This window comes from Stenotrophomonas sp. 05N37 (genome assembly GCF_056397365.1).
In genome coordinates, this window is record NZ_JBFTNG010000002.1 from 312282 (window position 1) to 330390 (window position 18109).

General features: G+C 67.7%; 12 protein-coding genes. 11 read left to right on the forward strand and 1 reads right to left on the reverse strand.

All coding sequences use genetic code 11. The features are described 5' to 3' along the window. Positions 1 to 36: 36 nt before the first annotated feature. The 5 genes from murJ to ispH all read left to right on the forward strand — a co-directional run bounded on the left by murJ (position 37) and on the right by ispH (position 7003). Positions 37 to 1641, forward strand: coding sequence for a murein biosynthesis integral membrane protein MurJ (gene murJ, locus AC1DGC_RS08060; protein WP_259203881.1), 1605 nt, complete (start codon positions 37 to 39; stop codon positions 1639 to 1641). Between the two features lie 75 nt (positions 1642 to 1716). Beyond that, a complete protein-coding gene (locus AC1DGC_RS08065) occupies positions 1717 to 2664 on the forward strand; it encodes a bifunctional riboflavin kinase/FAD synthetase (protein ID WP_259203882.1) in 948 nt (315 codons plus the stop codon). Further along, positions 2661 to 5492 carry an isoleucine--tRNA ligase gene (ileS, locus tag AC1DGC_RS08070; protein ID WP_478047602.1) on the forward strand — a complete coding sequence of 944 codons (2832 nt, stop codon included), beginning with the start codon at positions 2661 to 2663 and terminating at the stop codon, positions 5490 to 5492. The genes AC1DGC_RS08065 and ileS overlap by 4 nt, the downstream gene beginning before the upstream one ends. Further along, on the forward strand, positions 5492 to 5998 hold the full coding sequence (gene lspA, locus AC1DGC_RS08075) for a signal peptidase II (RefSeq protein WP_259203884.1): 507 nt from the start codon (positions 5492 to 5494) through the stop codon (positions 5996 to 5998). Before ileS ends, lspA begins: the two co-directional genes overlap by 1 nt. Positions 5999 to 6052: 54 nt before the next feature. Then, positions 6053 to 7003 carry a 4-hydroxy-3-methylbut-2-enyl diphosphate reductase gene (gene ispH / locus AC1DGC_RS08080; RefSeq protein WP_259203885.1) on the forward strand — a complete coding sequence of 317 codons (951 nt, stop codon included), beginning with the start codon at positions 6053 to 6055 and terminating at the stop codon, positions 7001 to 7003. Between the two features lie 55 nt (positions 7004 to 7058). Here the strand turns inward: ispH and AC1DGC_RS08085 are convergent, their stop codons facing one another. After that, positions 7059 to 8606: a hypothetical protein gene (locus AC1DGC_RS08085; RefSeq protein WP_478047603.1), complete on the reverse strand. Its 1548-nt coding sequence runs from the start codon at positions 8604 to 8606 to the stop codon at positions 7059 to 7061. A 330-nt stretch (positions 8607 to 8936) separates the two neighbouring features. On the opposite strand from AC1DGC_RS08085, the gene AC1DGC_RS08090 reads away from it, so the two are divergent. The 6 genes from AC1DGC_RS08090 (at position 8937) to AC1DGC_RS08115 (ending at position 18085) form a co-directional block, all read left to right on the forward strand. After that, positions 8937 to 9125, forward strand: coding sequence for a hypothetical protein (locus tag AC1DGC_RS08090; protein WP_259203888.1), 189 nt, complete (start codon positions 8937 to 8939; stop codon positions 9123 to 9125). 214 nt (positions 9126 to 9339) lie between these two features. Next, a complete protein-coding gene (gene lanKC, locus AC1DGC_RS08095) occupies positions 9340 to 11970 on the forward strand; it encodes a class III lanthionine synthetase LanKC (RefSeq protein WP_478047604.1) in 2631 nt (876 codons plus the stop codon). Between the two features lie 28 nt (positions 11971 to 11998). Beyond that, positions 11999 to 13294: a beta-barrel domain-containing protein gene (locus tag AC1DGC_RS08100; RefSeq protein ID WP_478047605.1), complete on the forward strand. Its 1296-nt coding sequence runs from the start codon at positions 11999 to 12001 to the stop codon at positions 13292 to 13294. An 18-nt stretch (positions 13295 to 13312) separates the two neighbouring features. After that, positions 13313 to 15439, forward strand: coding sequence for a peptidase domain-containing ABC transporter (locus tag AC1DGC_RS08105; RefSeq protein WP_478047606.1), 2127 nt, complete (start codon positions 13313 to 13315; stop codon positions 15437 to 15439). 76 nt (positions 15440 to 15515) lie between these two features. Further along, the gene (locus AC1DGC_RS08110) at positions 15516 to 17399 is read left to right on the forward strand and encodes a M61 family metallopeptidase (RefSeq protein ID WP_449335195.1); all 1884 of its coding nucleotides are present in this window, start codon (positions 15516 to 15518) and stop codon (positions 17397 to 17399) included. Next, positions 17396 to 18085: a lysoplasmalogenase gene (locus AC1DGC_RS08115; protein ID WP_478047607.1), complete on the forward strand. Its 690-nt coding sequence runs from the start codon at positions 17396 to 17398 to the stop codon at positions 18083 to 18085. The genes AC1DGC_RS08110 and AC1DGC_RS08115 overlap by 4 nt, the downstream gene beginning before the upstream one ends. Positions 18086 to 18109 lie beyond the last annotated feature (24 nt).

Below are 18109 nucleotides of genomic sequence, written 5' to 3' on the forward strand. Positions count from 1 at the left end.
AATTGTCAAGAGGGAACACGGGTGAGTTCACCAAGGATGTTGCGGGGCCTGCTGTCTTTCAGCAGCATGACCATGATTTCGCGGGTGCTGGGCCTGGTCCGCGACCTGGTCATCACCACCACGTTCGGCACCAATGCGGTGACCGACGCCTTCTGGGTCGCCTTCCGGGTGCCCAATTTCCTGCGCCGGCTGTTCGCGGAGGGCTCGTTCGCCACCGCCTTCGTGCCGGTATTCACGGAGGTGAAGGAAACCCGCTCGCATGCCGAACTGCGCGAACTGATGTCGCGCGTCGCCGGCACGCTGGGCGGGGTGCTGCTGCTGGTCACCGCGCTGGCGCTGATCTTCGCCCCGCAGCTGGCCACGCTGTTCGCCAGCGGGGTGGACACCGACCCGGCCAAGCACGGGCTGCTGGTGGACCTGTTCCGGCTGACCTTCCCGTTCCTGCTGTTCGTCTCGCTGACCGCGCTGGCGGGCGGCGCGCTGAACAGCTTCCAGCGGTTCGCGATGCCGGCGCTGACCCCGGTCATCCTCAACCTGTGCATGATCGCCGGCGCACTGTGGCTGGCGCCGCGGCTGGGCGGCACCCCGGAGAAGCAGATCCTGGCGCTGGGCTGGGCGGTGCTGGCCGCCGGACTGCTGCAGCTGTTGTTCCAGTTGCCCTCGCTGAAGGGCATCAACCTGCTCACCCTGCCGCGCTGGGGCTGGCGGCATCCGGGCGTGCGCAAGGTGCTCACCCTGATGGTGCCGACCCTGTTCGGTTCCTCGGTGGCGCAGATCAACCTGCTGCTGGACACGGTGATCGCCGCCAAGCTGATCGACGGCTCGCAGTCCTGGCTGTCGCTGGCCGACCGCTTCCTGGAACTGCCGCTGGGCGTGTTCGGGGTGGCGCTGGGGACGGTGATCCTGCCGGCGCTGGCCCGCCACCACGTCAGTACCGACAAGGCCGGCTTCTCCAGCGCCCTGGACTGGGGCCTGCGCACGACCCTGCTGATCGCGGTGCCGGCGATGCTCGGGCTGATGCTGCTGGCCGAGCCGCTGATCGCCACGGTGTTCCAGCATGGCGAGTTCACCGCCTTCGACACCCGCATGACGGCCCTGTCCGTGTACGGGTTGAGCTTCGCCCTGCCGGCCTTCGCGCTGCTGAAGGTGGTGCTGCCGGCCTTCTACGCGCGCCAGGACACCCGCACCCCGGTCCGTGCCGGCCTGATTGCGCTGGTGGCCAACATGGTCTTCAACTTCGCGCTGCTGGCCGTGCTCTACCACGTGATGGTGCCCGAGGCCCTGAAGGCGCAGGGCGTGTGGGCGGCGCTGGGCAAGCAGCCCGGCCTGCACCTGGCGCTGGGCATCGCCAGCGCGCTGTCCAGTTACCTGAACCTCGGCCTGCTCTGGTACTGGCTGGGCAAGACCGGGGTGTACCAGCCCAAGCCGGGCTGGGCCGGCTATGCGACCCGCCTGGGCGTGGCCTGCGCGGCGATGGTGGCGGTGCTGCTCGCCCTCCTGTACGGGATGTCCGGCTTCACCGAGATGGACAAATGGCACCGGATCGGCAACCTGGCGCTGCTGGTCGGGGGGGGCGGCCTGACTTACCTGGTCGCCCTGGTCGCGATGGGTTTCCGCCCGCGCCACCTGCGCGAGCATTGATTGGTGGACACCCCGGCTATACTTCATGGCTATTCCTTGCAACGCATCGGTCCTGGTGGGCCGGACTCCCAGTTGATGACCAGGTTGTTCAGAAGCATCGAAGGCGGGCCCTTGTTCCCGCACGGAAGCGTGGTCTGCATCGGCGCATTCGACGGCCTGCACCTTGGCCATCGTGCGCTGGTGCGGCATGCGGTGGCGCGTGCGCGCGCCCTGGGCGTGCCCGCCGTGGCGGTCGCGTTCGAGCCGCTGCCGCGCGAGTACTTCGCGCAGGGCGAGCCGCCGCCGCGCTTGACCCTGGCCCGCGACAAGGTCGCCATGCTCGGCGAGCTGGGCGTGGATGCGGTGGGCCTGCTGCGCTTCGATGCGCGCATGGCCGCGATGCAGGCCGAGGACTTCGTGCAGCAGTTGCTGGTGCAGCGCCTGGGCGCGCGCGAGGTCTGGATCGGCCCGGCGTTCTGCTTCGGCAACCGTCGTCGCGGCGACCTGGCCCTGCTGCAGTCGATGGGCGCGCAGCTGGGCTTCGCCGCCGGCGAGATCGAACCGATCGACCTGCACGGAGAGCGCATTTCCAGCACCCGCATCCGCCAGCTGCTGCGCGAGGGCAACTTCGCCCACGCCAACGACCTGCTCGGCCGCCCGTATTCCATCGGGGGCAGGGTGGTGCGCGGGCGCCAGCTCGGTCGCACGCTCGGCTTCCCCACCGCCAACCTGCGCTTCCCCAAGACGCCGGCGCTGTCGGGCATCTATGCCACCTGGGTGCACGGCGTGTTCGACCAGCCGTGGCCGTCGGTGTCCAGCTTTGGCACCCGCCCGACCGTGGACGGCGTGGAGCCGTTGCTGGAAGCGCACCTGTTCGATTTCCAGGGCGACCTGTACGGTCGCCACATCGAAGTGGAATTCGTCGCCAAGCTGCGCGACGAAGAGAAGTTCCAAGATCTGGCCGCGTTGACCGACCAGATGCACCGTGACGCCGAACAGGCGCGTCACATCCTTTCCGAACACAGATTGCGAGCCACTGCGTGAGCCAGGACTACAAAGCCACCCTTCATCTGCCGGCAACCGAATTCCCGATGCGCGGCGACCTGCCCAAGCGCGAGCCGGGCATTCTGTCGCGCTGGGAAGACGAGGGCCTGTACGCCCGCCTGCGCGAGAACGCGCAGGGCCGCCCGCTGTTCGTGCTGCACGACGGCCCGCCCTATGCCAACGGCCAGATCCACCTCGGCCATGCGGTCAACAAGATCCTCAAGGACATCATCGTCAAGTCGCGCTTCCTGGCCGGCTTCGACGCGCCCTACGTGCCGGGCTGGGACTGCCATGGCCTGCCGATCGAGATCGCGGTCGAGAAGAAGTGGGGCAAGGTCGGCACCAAGCTCGACGCCGAGCAGTTCCGCCAGAAGTGCCGTGAATTCGCCGAAGAGCAGATCGACCTGCAGCGCCGCGACTTCAAGCGCCTGGGCGTGATCGGCGATTGGGACAACCCGTACAAGACGCTGAGCTTCGATTTCGAGGCCAACGAGATCCGCGCGCTGTCCAAGGTGTTCGCCAACGGCCACATCGTGCGCGGCGCCAAGCCGGTGCACTGGTGCTTCGACTGCGGTTCGGCCCTGGCCGAGGCCGAGATCGAGTACCAGGACAAGACCTCGCCGGCGATCGACGTGGCCTACGTGGCGCGGGATTCGGCGCAGCTGGCCGCGCGCTTCGGCGCGACCCTGCCGGCCGATGTCGAGGTGGCCGTGCCGATCTGGACCACCACCCCGTGGACGCTGCCGGCCTCGCTGGCGGTGTCCCTCGGTGCGGACATCGACTACGTGCTGGCCGAAGGCCCGGCCCACAACGGCAAGCGCCGTTGGCTGGTGCTGGCCGCCGCGCTGGCCGAGCGTTCGCTGCAGCGCTACGGCGTGGACGGCCTGGTCGAGCACGGCCACGCCACCGGCGCGGCACTGGAAAACCTGCTGCTGGCCCACCCGTTCTATCCCACCCGCGACATCCCGCTGCTCAACGGCGCGCACGTCTCGGCCGAAGACGGTACCGGTGCGGTGCACACCGCCCCGGGCCACGGCCAGGAAGACTTCGTGGTCAGCCAGCAGTACGGGCTGATGGATCGGTACAACGCGGGCCAGATCAACCCGGTCGACGGCCGTGGCGTGTACCTGCCCTCGACCCCGCCGGCCGGCGATGTCGCGCTGGCCGGCGTGCACCTGTGGAAGGCGCAGCCGCTGATCGTGGACGTGCTGCGCGCGTCCGGCGCGCTGCTGGCCTTCGTCGAGATCGTGCACAGCTACCCGCACTGCTGGCGCCACAAGACGCCGGTGGTGTTCCGCGCCACCCCGCAGTGGTTCATCTCGATGGACAAGGCCAACCTGCGCCGCGATGCGATGGCCGCCATCGACAACGTCGGCTGGTTCCCGAGCTGGGGCAAGGCACGCATCGGCGGAATGGTCGAAGGGCGCCCGGACTGGTGCATCAGCCGCCAGCGCACCTGGGGCGTGCCGATCGCGATGTTCACCCATCGCGAGACCGGCGAGCCGCACCCGCGCACCGTCGAACTGATGCAGCAGGTGGCCGACCGCGTGGAGCAGGGCGGCATCGACGTGTGGTATTCGCTGGACAGCGCCGAACTGCTGGGCGATGAAGCGCCGCAGTACGAGAAGGTCACCGACATCCTCGATGTCTGGTTCGACTCCGGCGTCACCCACGAAGGGGTGCTGCTGGCGCGTGGCTTCGGCAAGCCGGCCGACCTGTACCTGGAAGGGTCGGACCAGCACCGCGGCTGGTTCCAGTCCTCGCTGCTGACCGGTGTGGCCATCGACACGCACGCCCCGTACAAGCAGTGCCTCACCCATGGGTTCACCGTGGATGAGAAGGGCCGCAAGATGTCCAAGTCGCTGGGCAACGGCATCGAGCCGCAGGACATCATGAAGACGCTGGGCGCGGACATCCTGCGTCTGTGGATCGCCTCGGCCGACTACAGCAATGAAATGTCGCTGTCGCAGGAGATCCTCAAGCGCAATGCCGACGCCTACCGGCGCCTGCGCAATACCGCGCGCTTCCTGCTCGGCAACCTGGACGGGTTCGATCCGGCCCGGCACCTGGTGGCCCCGGCCGACATGGTCGCGCTGGACCGCTGGATCGTGCATCGCGCCTTCGAGGTGCAGGAGAAGATCAAGGCCGCCTACACCAGCTACACCATGGCCGAGATCGTGCAGCTGCTGCTGAACTTCTGCAGCGTCGACCTGGGCTCGCTGTACCTGGACGTCACCAAGGACCGCCTGTACACCATGCCGGTGGACTCGCGTGGCCGGCGCTCGGCGCAGACCGCGATGTACCACATCGCCGAAGCGTTCACCCGCTGGATCGCGCCGATCCTGAGCTTCACCGCCGACGAGCTGTGGGGCTACCTGCCGGGCGCGCGCAAGGACAACGTCCTGTTCGCCACCTGGTACGACGGTCTGGCACCGCTGCCGGCCGACGCGCCGCTCACCGCCGCCGATTTCGAGCAGCTGCTGGCCCTGCGCGAGCAGGTGTCCAAGGTGCTCGAGCCGATGCGCGCCAACGGCGCCATCGGTGCGGCGCTGGAAGCGGAGATCACGGTGGCCGCCGACGCGGACACCGCCGCCCGCTGGCAGCCCCTGGCTGACGAACTGCGCTTCCTGCTGATCAGTGGCGATGTGCAGGTGCGCCCGGCGACCACCGATGAGGTGTTTGTCAGTGCGCAGCCGACCGGGAAGACCAAGTGCGTGCGCTGTTGGCACTACCGTGCCGACGTGGGCACGGTGGCAGCCCATCCGGAACTGTGCGGTCGCTGCGTGACCAACATCGACGGTGCCGGCGAAGATCGGCGGTGGTTCTGATGAGCGCCGCCCGTCCGCGTCCCAACGCACTGGTGTGGCTGCTGCTGTCGGCGGTGGTCATCGGCCTGGACCAGTGGAGCAAGGCCTGGGTGCTGTCCAGCCTGCCCGAGTTCGAACCGGTGGTGGTCATCGATGGCTTCTGGAACTGGTACCGCACCTACAACACCGGCGCGGCATTCAGCTTCCTGAGCGATGCCGGTGGCTGGCAGCTGTGGTTCTTCACCGCGCTGGCACTGGGCATCAGCGGCCTGATGGCGTTCTGGCTGTCGCGTACCGCGCGCGGCCACTGGCGCAGCGCCGCGCCTTACGCGCTGGTCATCGGCGGGGCGATCGGCAACGTGATCGACCGGCAGATGCACGGCCACGTGGTGGACTTCATCCAGTGGTACATCGGTGACCATGCCTGGCCGTCGTTCAACATCGCCGATTCGGCGATCGTGGTCGGCGCCGTGGGGATCGCTGTGTTTGGCCTGTTCGACGGCAAGGCCGAGAAAAAAGCGGGATAATCCCCCCTGTTCCCTGCAATCAACCGGCCCCGCGCCGGCCGGAGTATCTGACCGATGGACGTGTTGCTCGCCAATCCGCGTGGTTTCTGTGCCGGTGTCGATCGTGCGATCGAGATCGTCAAGCGCGCGATCGAGACCCTGGGCGCGCCGATCTACGTGCGCCACGAGGTCGTGCACAACCGCTTCGTGGTCGATGACCTCAAGGCACGCGGGGCCATCTTCGTCGAAGAACTCGACGAGGTGCCGGACGACAACACGGTCATCTTCAGCGCCCACGGCGTCTCCCAGGCGGTCCGCCAGGAAGCCGAGCGTCGCGGCCTGAAGGTGTTCGACGCGACCTGCCCGCTGGTCACCAAGGTGCACCTGGAAGTGGCCCGCCACTGCCGTGCCGGCCGCGACGTGGTGCTGATCGGCCACGCCGGGCACCCGGAAGTGGAAGGCACCATGGGCCAGTGGAACCGCGAGCGCGGCACCGGCCGGATCTACCTGGTGGAGGATGTCGACGACGTCGCCACGCTGGAGATCGAGCAGCCGGACAACTTCGCCTACACCACCCAGACCACGCTGTCGGTGGACGACACCCGCGGCATCATCGAGGCGATGCGCACGCGCTTCCCGTCGATGCAGGGGCCGAAGAACGACGACATCTGCTACGCCACCCAGAACCGCCAGGACGCCGTGCGCGACCTGGCCCAGCGCTGCGACCTGGTGCTGGTGGTCGGCTCGCCGAACAGCTCCAATTCCAACCGCCTGAGTGAACTGGCGCGCCGCGAAGGCGTGGAGTCCTACCTGATCGACGGCGCCCACGAAATCGACCCGGCGTGGGTGGTGGGCAAGCAGCACATCGGCCTGACCGCCGGCGCCTCGGCACCGCAGGTGTTGGTGGACGGCGTGATCGAACGCCTGAAGGAGCTCGGCGCCAGCGGCGTCGGCGAACTCGACGGCGAGCCGGAATCGATGGTGTTCGCGCTGCCGAAGGAACTGCGCCTGCGCCTGATCAGCTGAGGCGCTGACCCGGCGCGCACGGCGGGGTTGCCCACTGCGGTAACCGGCCCTGCCGTCAACCCGGGAACACCGCGCGCAAGCGCTGCAGCGGCCTGTCCAGCGCCGGCGTGGCCGCACCGATCGTGTCGGCCGCCATCGCATCGAGCATCGCCAGCGCCCGCGCGAAGCTCTGCACCTGCTGCCACGCAAACCCCGCATCGAGGCGCTCGAGCCCGCCATCGGGCAGTTGCTGGCAGAGGTAATCCGGCCCGGGTACCAGGCCGATTCCCGGAATCCCGCACAGGTACGGGCTGGCACCTTCGCCCAGGAATAGCGCGCTGAACCGCGGTGCCACCACCACGCTGCGCAGCTTGCTGCGCCCGGCAACGGCGGCGCGATACACCTGTTCCATCACCGGGTTGGTGGCGTAGACGATCTCGCGTTCCAGGCGCCCGGTCGGCTGCGGTGCGCCACGGCCTGGCCGATCCTTCCATTCCATGCAGCCCAGGTGCTCCAGGGTCAGGCAGGCTACCGCGCGCGCGTGGCGTCCCTTGCCATCCCACCACTGCGGATGCGCACGCAGCCATGCCATCGTCGCCTGGCCGCGGTCGGTGAACTGGGGGATCTGGAAATGCCCGCTGGCGAACACGAAGACCATGTCGCGACGTCGCGGCCGCTTGGCGAAGGCCGCGGCCAGGGCCAGCAGACCGGCGCCGCCGTTTTCCTCGCAGGCGTTGGGGCCGTCGGTATGCGTGTTGACCAGGATGCTCTCGCCACGCACCTGGCCGGGCAGCACCGCATGCAGCGAGTCGGTCATCGCCTCGGTGCGCTCGGCCTGCAGCACCAGCGTTGCACTGCGCCCAGCCTGCGCGGCAGCGCGCAACGCGTTGCCGGCCGCCTGGTCCACCCACAGCGCCGGGCAGTCCATCCACGGGGTGGTGAAGGGCAGCACCTGGTCGCGCGCCAGCGCGTCGGACAGACCCGCGAACACACAGATCACCGCGCGCACGCCGGCCTTGCGCGCACGCACCAGCAAGTGCGGATCGACCAGCGGCGCCAGTATCGGCATCACCTCGTCACGGGTGAAATCCGCGCCGGCATCGGGCAGCACGGCGCGGCGCTGGAACACCATCGCCGCCTTCGCTCGGCTCAACGCCACCGGATCGACCTGCACCACCGCGATGGCATCGCGCGCGGCATCCATCTGCCTGGCCGACGCCAGCCAGACCAGGCGACCGTGCACGCCCTGCGCATCGGTCTGGCCCGAGTAGGGGTAGGGCGCGGCCACCGCGATCGGCGTGCCGTCGTCCAACTGCACGGCGCAGTGCTGCGGCGTCCAGCGCTGGATACGGTGAGGCAAGCGGTGGACCTGCAGGCCCAGTGATTCAAGCTCGGCGGCCAGATAGTCCACCGCCTGTGCATGGGCGGGCGAGGCGGTCATGCGTGGGCCGAACGCGTTCAGTGCCTGTATCCAGCGCCAGAGATCGTCGGCGTCAGGCAAGGGCAGCGGTCCCACCTCCGTGATCGCGACCCGTGGGCGGGTGCGACGCGGCCCGCGCACCATCAATGCCGCCATCCCGATCACCGCCAGCGCCGCCCCCGTCATCAAACTGCTGCTGCGCATGGCCAATTCCTTTTGTTGAAAAGCGGAGGGGTAAATCCCGTGCCGGCAACGGCGCGTCGCGTCATACAGCGCCACATTATCGCGGCGAGAAAGCCACGGCGTGCGGGAGAATGTCGCGGCATGCTGCAGTGCAAGCTGCGATAGCGATCACACATTCACATCGGAGCGCATCGGGTCGGCCGTGATGTGAAGGCGAAAAATGATTTCTTGACGCTATTGACAACTTCATTAACAGCAAATAAATATTGCAGCGAGTTTGCAGCGTGCACACTGGGAACTCATGGAGCGGCCCAGCCGCATCGGAATCAACACACTATCGGAAGGTGAAGCATGAGCAAGGAATTCAAGTCGGCCACGACGTCGGCGAAGATGAAGGTTCTCGCGCTGCAGGAGCTGGAAGGTGTCAGCGGTGGCCTGGCAGCGTGGAGCACGACCAGCGAAGGTTGTAACGGTGTGACCAAGGACGAGTGGAGTACTTTCAGCAAGGATTGCGTGAAAGACGGCAACGTCATCTCCTGATGTCTCGCTCCGGCATCCACTGATGCCGTGATCGAGGATATCGGGGCCGCACGACTGACTGGTCGTGCGGCTTTCGTCCCGGGTACGCGTGCCGTGCCGGTTACGCGGACATCACGTTCGATTATCCCTGCCAGTACCGCGATCGATTGCATCGCGCGTGCCTGCATGTCCGTGCGAGGTCGTCTTGAACCAGGTAAATGCTCCTGATCTGAATGTGCACCCCGAATTTTTCGTGCCGTTCGATAAATACACGCCCAAGGACACTTACTGCGACCAGGTGCGTCCCTGCCTTCCGCCGTTATGGCGCCTGGTCAAGGATCATTTCTGGACCTATGTCGCCGCCCCGGTGCAGAAGCAGATAACCCAGGGCTGGAAGATCCACGTGAGCTGCACGCTGAAGGACGCCGACACCGTCCTGCAGACCGTCATGCGGGTGTGTGCCGCACGCACGACCGAATTCAAGTTCGCCAGCGACGAGTTCATCCACCGCAAGCTGCTGTCCAAGACCGCCGCACGCCAATCCGGCGGCAAGTTCATCACGGTCTATCCGCAGTCGGTGCAGGTGTTCGAACTGCTGCTGGAGGACCTTTATCAGGCCCTGCGCGACGTGCGCGGGCCGTACATCCTGTCGGATCGGCAATACAAGGATTCCGGCGCGGTGTTCTATCGCTACGGCGGATTCCGCTCCTTCACCGTCCAGGATGCGATGGGCCGCGAGCGCAGCATGATCCTCGACGCCTCCTTTGCCTACGTCGAAGACCAGCGCCTGCCGCACTTCAACGTGCCCGCCTTCGTCGAGGACAAGCACTGGGGACAGGAGGCCGTCGACGCAGACGCGGCGGAGCCGGATACCCTGTTCGGGCAGCAGTACGAAGTGGAATCGGTCCTGAAGTTCTCCAACGCCGGTGGCGTGTATGCCGGCAGGCGGACCAGCGACGGCCTGGCCGTGGTGATCAAGGAAGCCCGGCCCCTGGTCGATGCGGAGGTGGATGGCATCGACTCCCTCAGCCGGCTGCAGAAGGAGCAGCGCATCCTGACCTCGCTGCAGGACACCGATATCGCGCCCAAGGCCCTGGGCTGGTTCGTCGAATGGGAGCACACGTTCCTGGTCCAGGAGAAGATCGAGGGCGAGACGCTGCGCAGCTACAGCCTGCATGCCACCCGCGCGCTCTACCCGGGCTCCAGCCGGGAGGAGGTGGTGCAGTGGATCTCCCGGGCGGCGCTGATCGGCATCGACCTGATCGGCAAGGTGCAGGCGCTGCACCGCCGCGGCATCGTGTTCGGCGACCTCTCGACCAACAACATCATCGTGGACGAGGCGACCCTGAGCGTTCGCCTGATCGATTTCGAAGGGGCCTACGAGCCCGGCGTCGACCCTCCCATCAACATCTACACCCCCGGCTTCCGGTCGAAGGCGCGCCGCCACCGCGACTGCGCCAAGCCGGAGGACGACGTGTATGCGCTCGGGTGCGTGCTGCTGTCGCTGCTTTCCCCCAGTTCGCTGGCACTGGACGTGATGGACCATTACGCCGAGCGCGCGCTGCTGGCGCTGCGCGATGACATCGGCCTGCCCGACGCATTCGCCGACTGCCTGCAGCGCCTGCTGCGCGAGCCCGAGCCCGACCTGGACGCGTGCATCGCGCTGCTGCGCGGCATGGACGTGGCTTCGGTCCGTGCGTTCGATGCCCAACCCGCCACGGTCGAGCCCCGGTCGATCGAGCCGGTCGTGCAGCGGGTCATGGATTACCTGCGGCAGGCCATGGACCTGAGCCATTCGTGGCGGCCGTTCCCCATGGACGCGTACACCACCGATCTGATCGCCCTGGACCACGGCGTCGGCGGCATCGCGCTTGCCTGGCGGCAGGTGGAAGGCGAGGTGCCGGCTGCGTTGCTGGACTGGCTGGAGCGCCTGGGGCGGACCGGGACGCACCTGCCCGGGCTGCTCAACGGACTGTGCGGGCTGGCCTGGGTGCAGTGCGACGCAGGGCGGATGGAGGAGGCCGCGGCCACGCTGGGGCGCGCCAGCGGGCAGCCGCTGCTGTACCAGGACATGACGCTGGGATACGGCTATGCCGGCTTCGGCCTGACCTGCCTGAAGATGTGGCACGCCACGCAGGAGGCGCGCTACCTGCGCGAGGCCGAGCGTGTCGGTGCGGCGCTGCTGGCGACGGCGATCACCCGCGAGGCGGGCGTGTGCTGGGGCGAAGACGCCGAGGGCGTGGTGGGCACCGGGCTGCATCGCGGCGGTGCCGGGATTGCCCTGTTCCTGCTGTACCTGCACCAGGCCGTGGCGCATGACGCCTACCTGGATACCGCGCTGCGCGCGCTGGACTTCGACATCTCCTGTGGCCGCACCCTGCAGGGAATGCTGGGCTTCGCCCAGGACACCGCCGCAGCCAGCACCATCCTCTACCCCTACCTGGGCATGGGCACCGCGGGCGTGGCGACGGTGGCGCTGCGCGCGTTCAAGATCACCGGACAGCAGCGCTACGCGGACTTCCTGGACGGCGTGAAGTGCACCGTCGCGCAGAAGTACACCGCCAGCTGCGATCTGTTCCTCGGCCTGGCCGGGCTCGGCCACTACCTGCTCGATGCGGCCCAGCTGCTGGGGGATGACAGCTACCGCAGGCTGGCCTGGCGTGCCGCCAAGGGCCTGGAGATGTTCGAGATGGACAAGGACGAGGGCCTGTGTTTCCCGGCAGGGACATCCACCAAGATCAGCTGCACCTGGGGCAATGGCGGCGCAGGGGTGATGACCTTCCTCGACCGGCTGGCGCATGACAAGCCCAACGGATTGCTGACCCTCGACGTGCTGCTGCAGCCTGAAGCTGCGTCGCCGCGATGAGGGCCGTGCGCGCCGCAGGGAGGTGGCCGTGAATCCGGACCAGGACGACGCCGGGAAGCGACCGGGCAACGGCGTGTTCCGTCATGAAGCCATGGCCGCCGCGCAGGATGCGCGGCCCTACGGCACGGTGCTGCTGATCGGTGATCGACTGATGACGCGGCTGGCGTGGGCGGGGATGGCCGTGGTCGTGTTGATCCTGGTGTTCCTGTTGACCTTCAGCACCTCGCGCAAGGTGAAGTGGCAGGGCGTGGTGGTGCCGGAGGGCGGCACGGTGTCGATCCTGGCGCCGTCCGCGGGCAGCGTGTCGCAGGTGCTGGTGGCCGAGGGCGAGGACGTCAAGGCCGGGCAGGCGCTGTTCGTGGTGTCCGACGCACGCGCCAATACCCGGATCGAGGGCAGCGTGGGCTCGGTCAGCGACCTGCTGGCCACGCGCCGGGACAGTCTCGAGCAGGAAATGACCGAGCGGCACCAGCAGCTGGACGGGCAGCGCGGGCCGCTCCGCGCGCGCATCGTGGAGTACGACCGCGAGCTGCAGGCGATGGTGGAGCAGGAGCGCCTGCAACGCGACATCGTGGCGCTTGCCGAGCAGACCGCGCAGACCTACGCCGAGCTGGTGAGTTCACGCTACGTCTCCGGTGTGGCCGCGCGCGAGCGCCAGGCCGACCTGCTGGACAAGCGGCAGCGGCTGGCGGAGGTGCGGCGGCAGATTGCCAGTCTGCGACGGGAGAAGATCTCCGCGCGCCTGGAGCTGGACAACCTGGACGTGCAGTCCCAGCGCGATAGGCGCGACATGCAGCGCAACGTGGCCGAACTGGGCCAGCAGATCGTCGAGAACAGCGGGTTGCGCACCGTCATCGTGCGTGCGCAGAGCGACGGAACCATCGGCACGGTCAACATCGTGGCCGGACAGAGCGTGGCCGCGCTGACCGCGCTGGCGGTCATCATCCCGGCGCACCTGCCCCTTGAGGTGGAGATGTATGCGCCGTCCAAAGCGGTGGGGCTGATGCGGGTGGGCATGGACGTGACCATGCGATATCCCGCGTTCCCGTACCAGAAATTCGGCCTTCACCATGGCAGCGTCAAGGCGATTTCGCGGTCCACGATGCGCGCCGATGAAGTGCGGCTGCCGCAAGGCGTGCTCGATTCGGGGGCCGAGCCGCTCTACCGGGTGCGCGTCAGCCTGGACTCGGCCAAGGTGCGGGCATATGGCGAAGACATCGCGCTGCGACCGGGGATGCTGGCCGAGGGCGACGTAAGCCTGGAGCGCAGGCGTTTGTACGAGTGGATCCTCGATCCGCTGTTCACGGTGACCGGACGCATCTAAGGCAAGGGAACACGGACGATGACAACCCTGAACATCGATCTCTGGAAGCGCAGCAGCGTACCGGTGATCCTGCAGGCCGAGGCGAGTGAGTGCGGGCTGGCGTGCCTGGCGATGGTGGCCGGATACTGGGGATACACCGTCGATCTGCATTCATTGCGGCAGCGCTTCCCGGTCTCGATCAAGGGCACCACCATGCTCGGGCTGGTCGGCATCGCGACGGCCTGCTCGCTGCAGTCGCGCGCCCTGAGCCTCGACGTGGACAGCCTGCCCGACCTCGCCACGCCCTGCATCCTGCACTGGAACTTCAACCACTTCGTCGTGCTCATCTCGGTCGGTCGGGATTCGATCGTCATCCACGACCCGTCGACCGGGCGGCGTCGGGTGGGCATGAGCGAGGTGCGCAGATCCTTCACCGGGGTCGCGCTGGAACTGACGCCGTCCAGCGACTTCGTGCCGCGCAAGGAACTGCAGCGCTACCGGATCCGCGACCTCATGGGCCGCGTGGTCGGGCTTCGGCGCGGGCTGCTGCGGGTGGTCGCGCTGGGCGTGGCGCTGCAGGCATGCGCGCTGCTGTTGCCGTTCTTCCTGCAATGGACCGTGGACGAGGCGCTCGTCAATGGCGACCTCGACCTGATCGCGGTCCTGGGCATCGGCTTCATCCTGCTGGTGCTGGTGCAGACCGTGCTCAGCGCGGCGCGCACCTGGGCCACCACGACGCTGTCGACCAGCTTCAATTTCCAGTGGCTGGGCAACGCCTTCGCGCACCTGATGCGGCTGCCGCTGCCGTTCTTCGAGAAGCGCACCACCGGCGACATCATCTCCCGGTTCAACTCCATCATCGCCATGCAGCGCATCGTCACCACCCAGTTCGTGGAGGCGATCCTGGACGGGCTGATGATGGTGGGCACCCTTGCCATGATGTTGGCCTACAGCCCCCGCCTGGCCCTGGTGACGCTGGCGGCGGTGCTGGTCTACGTCGTACTGCGCCTGGTGATGTTCGGTCGCCTGCGCAACGCGACCTCCGAGCAGATCATCCATGCGGCGCGGCAGGAACAGAGCTTCATGGAATCGGTGCGCGGCATCCAGAGCATCCGCCTGTTCGGCCGGGGGGCGATCCGCCACAACAGCTGGTCCAATACACTGGCCGAGCAGTACAACGCCGAGCTGGGCGTTGCCCGTCTGTCGATGTTGAACCAGACCGCCAACACGCTCCTGTTCAACGTGGAGCGGATCATCGTCATCTGGCTGGCGGCCGTGGCCGTCACCGAAAAGCAGTTCTCGGTGGGCATGCTGTTTGCCTACCTCAGTTACAAGGACCAGTTCAGCCAGCGCGTGGCCGGCATGGTGGACAAGTTGTTCGAGGCGCGCATGTTGTCGCTGCATGCCTCGCGTGTCGCCGATATCGTGATGACGCCCGGCGAAGCGCCATCGCATGGCGAGGACGGCCTGGCCAACGAGCCGGTGGAGATCGAGTTCCGCAACGTGAGCTTCCGCTACTCGGCGCTCGAGCCGTACGTACTGCACGGCATGAACATCCGGTTCAACGCGGGCCAGTCGATCGCCATCACCGGGGTGTCCGGCTCCGGCAAGACCACGCTGGTCAAGCTGCTGCTCGGCCTGCTGGAGCCGACCACGGGCGAGATCCTGGTGAACGGGACGCCCATCGATCGGTACGGCCTGTCGCGATACCGCCGCCTGCTGGGCACGGTCATGCAGAACGACGTCCTGTTTGCAGGCTCGATCGCCGACAACATCTGCTTCTTCGATCCCCAGCCCGACCAGGAGCGGATCCGCCAGTGCGCGGGCCTGGCCTCGATCGATGCCGAGATCGAGGGCATGCCCATGGGCTACCACACCATCGTCGGCGACATCGGCTCCGGGCTGTCCGGCGGGCAGGCACAGCGCATCCTGCTGGCACGCGCGCTGTACGGCTCGCCGCGGGTGCTGGTGCTGGACGAGGCGACCAGCCACCTGGACATCGCCAACGAACGCATGGTCAACGCGGCGATCGGCCAGCTCACCTTGACCCGCATCCTCGTGGCGCATCGGCCGGAAACCATCGCCAGCACGGACCGCGTCGTCAGCCTGGTACAGGGCACGGTGGTGAACGACCGGCTGCAGCACCCGGTGGGGGCGATTGCCTGATGGCATGACCTTTGGCCATGGGGCAGGGCAGCGGCGAGGTCTAGCATCGGGTGTTTCGCTGTTGGAGCCGTGCCTGATGAAAATGCGTGCCACCGTCCTGTCCGTGCTGCTTGCCCTGTCCGCCAGCGGCGTGCAGGCGCAGACGCCGCCTCCGCAGGATGTCGCCTGGCCGGGCGTGCTGCGCATCGACGTGGACGCGCGCGACATCGGCCGGCGCATCTTCAAGGTCAAGGCCACCATCCCGGCCAAGCCCGGCCCGCTCACGCTGCTGTATCCGCAGTGGCTCCCCGGCGCGCATTCGCCCAGCGGGCCGATCGACAAGCTGGCCGGCCTGGTGGTCACCGCCAATGGCACGCCGCTGCACTGGACGCGCGACCCCTACGACGTCTACGCCTTCAAGGTGGATGTGCCGGCCGGCGCGACCGAGGTGGTGGCCGAGTTCAAGTTCCTGTCCTCGCAGGGCGGCAGCCAGGGCCGGGTGGTGATGACCCCGGAAATGCTCAACCTGCAGTGGAACGCCAACTCGCTGTACCCGGCCGGGGTGATCACCCGCAACCTGCAGGCGCAGGCCAGCGTGACCCTGCCCAAGGGCTGGAACTACGCAACGGCGCTGGAGACCGAGCGCCGCGACGGCGACACCGTGGTGTTCAAGCCGATCAGCTACGACCACCTGGTCGACTCGCCGCTGTTCGCCGGCCGCTATTACCAGCAGTACGATCTCGACCCCGGCGCCACGGTGCCGGTGCGCCTGAACGTGTTCGCCGACGACGCCAAATCGCTGGTCGCCAAGCCCGAGCAGTTGAAGGCCCACCGTGCGCTGGTGCAGCAGATCTACAAACTCTACGGCGCACGCCACTTCGACCGCTATGACTTCCTGCTGGCGCTGACCAGCAAGCTCGGCGGCATCGGCCTGGAGCACCAGCGTTCCAGCGAGAACAGCGCCGAGCCCGGTTACTTCACCGAGTGGGACAAGAACTGGCTGGGCCGCGACCTGCTGCCGCACGAGTTCAACCACTCCTGGAATGGCAAGTACCGCCGCGGCGCCGACCTCACCACGCCCAACTTCAACGTGCCCATGGGCGACAGCCTGCTGTGGCTGTATGAAGGCCAGACCCAGTTCTGGGGCCAGGTGCTGGCCGCGCGGTCGGGCTTGTGGAGCGAGCAGCAGACCCGCGAAACCCTGGCCAATGTGGCCGCCACCTATGATCGCGGCCGCCCCGGCCTGGCCTGGCGCGCGCTGCAGGACACCACCAACGACCCCACCATCGCCCAGCGTCGCGCGCTGGCGTTCCGCAACTACCAGCTGAGCGAGGACTACTACTCCGGCGGCCAGATGGTGTGGCTGGACGTGGAGGGCAAGCTGCGTGCGCTGACCGGCAACAAGCGCAGCCTGGATGATTTCGCCAAGGCGTTCTTCGGCATCAACGACGGCGACTGGAACGTCAACCCGTACACCTTCGACGACGTGGTGCGCACCTTGAACGGCATCGCGCCGTTCGACTGGGCCGGCTTCCTGCGCGAGCGCCTGGACGGCCACGGCTCGCTCACCGGCGGGCTGGACGCGGCCGGCTGGAAGCTGGTCTACACCGAGACCCCGAGCGAGGCGGTCAAGGCGCAGGAGACCCGCGCCAGCGGCATCAACCTGACCTATTCGCTGGGACTGAGCGTGGCCAACAGCGGTGTGCTCACCGACGTACTGTGGGACAGCCCCGCATTCAACGCCGGTCTCACCCCGGGCATGACCGTGCTGGCGGTCAACGGCCGCGTGTACAAGGGCGAAACACTGAAGGAGGCGGTGACCACGGCCAAGACCGACAAGGCCCCGATTACGCTGCTGGTGCGCAGCTTCGATCGCATCGACACGGTGACCCTGGATTACCACGGCGGCCTGCTGTACCCGTCGCTGGAGCGCATTGCCGGCAAGCCGGATCGCCTGGCGGAACTGTGGAAGGCACGATGAGATCGCCCGGCCGCGAGCTGCTGATCGTGGCGCTCGCGGCCGTGGCCATCGTCGGTGCCGGGCTGGAGGGTGACGGCCGCTGGCTGCACTGGCTGGCCAAGCCGTTGACCACCGTGCTGATCGCCGCGATCGCGTGGCGCGCACTGCCGGCGCACGACGCCGGCTACCGCCGCGCAGTACTGGCCGGCATGGCGCTGTCGTGCATCGGCGACATCGCCCTGATGCTGCCGATGGACGCCTTCGTGCCCGGACTGATCGCCTTCCTGCTGGCGCACGTGTGCTACATCGTCGCGTTCCGCGCCGGCGTTCGTGGCGGGCGCGGCCTTGCCGGTGCGGCGCTGCTGCTGGGGGCGTTTGCCTGCGGCAACCTCGTCGCCCTGTGGCCGCACCTGCCTGGCGACATGCGCGTACCGGTACTGGCCTACGTGGTGGTGCTGGCGGTCATGGCCATCCTCGCGCTGGCCCGGCATTGGGCCAGGCCGGCACTACACGGCGCGGCCCGTAGCAGTACCGCGTGGGCGGCCGGGGGCGCGGTGCTGTTCGTCGCCAGCGATTGCCTGCTGGCCTGGGACCGTTTCGGCGGTGGACTGCCGATGGCCAGCCTGCTGGTGCTGAGCACGTATTACGCGGCGCAGTATGGGATTGCGCGGTCGGTAGACGCGTTGGCTCGGCCCGCTTCGCGCTGACGACAGCAGGGCGGCGCATCAGGC

Excerpts from the sequence above, each read along its gene's own strand:
- AC1DGC_RS08085 (WP_478047603.1), bottom strand. The coding sequence starts at position 8,606 with ATGCGCAGCAGCAGTTTGATGACGGGGGCGGCGCTGGCGGTGATCGGG.
- AC1DGC_RS08115 (WP_478047607.1), top strand. The coding sequence starts at position 17,396 with ATGAGATCGCCCGGCCGCGAGCTGCTGATCGTGGCGCTCGCGGCCGTG.
- AC1DGC_RS08110 (WP_449335195.1), top strand. The coding sequence starts at position 15,516 with ATGAAAATGCGTGCCACCGTCCTGTCCGTGCTGCTTGCCCTGTCCGCC.
- AC1DGC_RS08105 (WP_478047606.1), top strand. The coding sequence starts at position 13,313 with ATGACAACCCTGAACATCGATCTCTGGAAGCGCAGCAGCGTACCGGTG.
- AC1DGC_RS08090 (WP_259203888.1), top strand. The coding sequence starts at position 8,937 with ATGAGCAAGGAATTCAAGTCGGCCACGACGTCGGCGAAGATGAAGGTT.
- lspA (WP_259203884.1), top strand. The coding sequence starts at position 5,492 with ATGAGCGCCGCCCGTCCGCGTCCCAACGCACTGGTGTGGCTGCTGCTG.
- murJ (WP_259203881.1), top strand. The coding sequence starts at position 37 with ATGTTGCGGGGCCTGCTGTCTTTCAGCAGCATGACCATGATTTCGCGG.
- ispH (WP_259203885.1), top strand. The coding sequence starts at position 6,053 with ATGGACGTGTTGCTCGCCAATCCGCGTGGTTTCTGTGCCGGTGTCGAT.
- AC1DGC_RS08065 (WP_259203882.1), top strand. The coding sequence starts at position 1,717 with ATGACCAGGTTGTTCAGAAGCATCGAAGGCGGGCCCTTGTTCCCGCAC.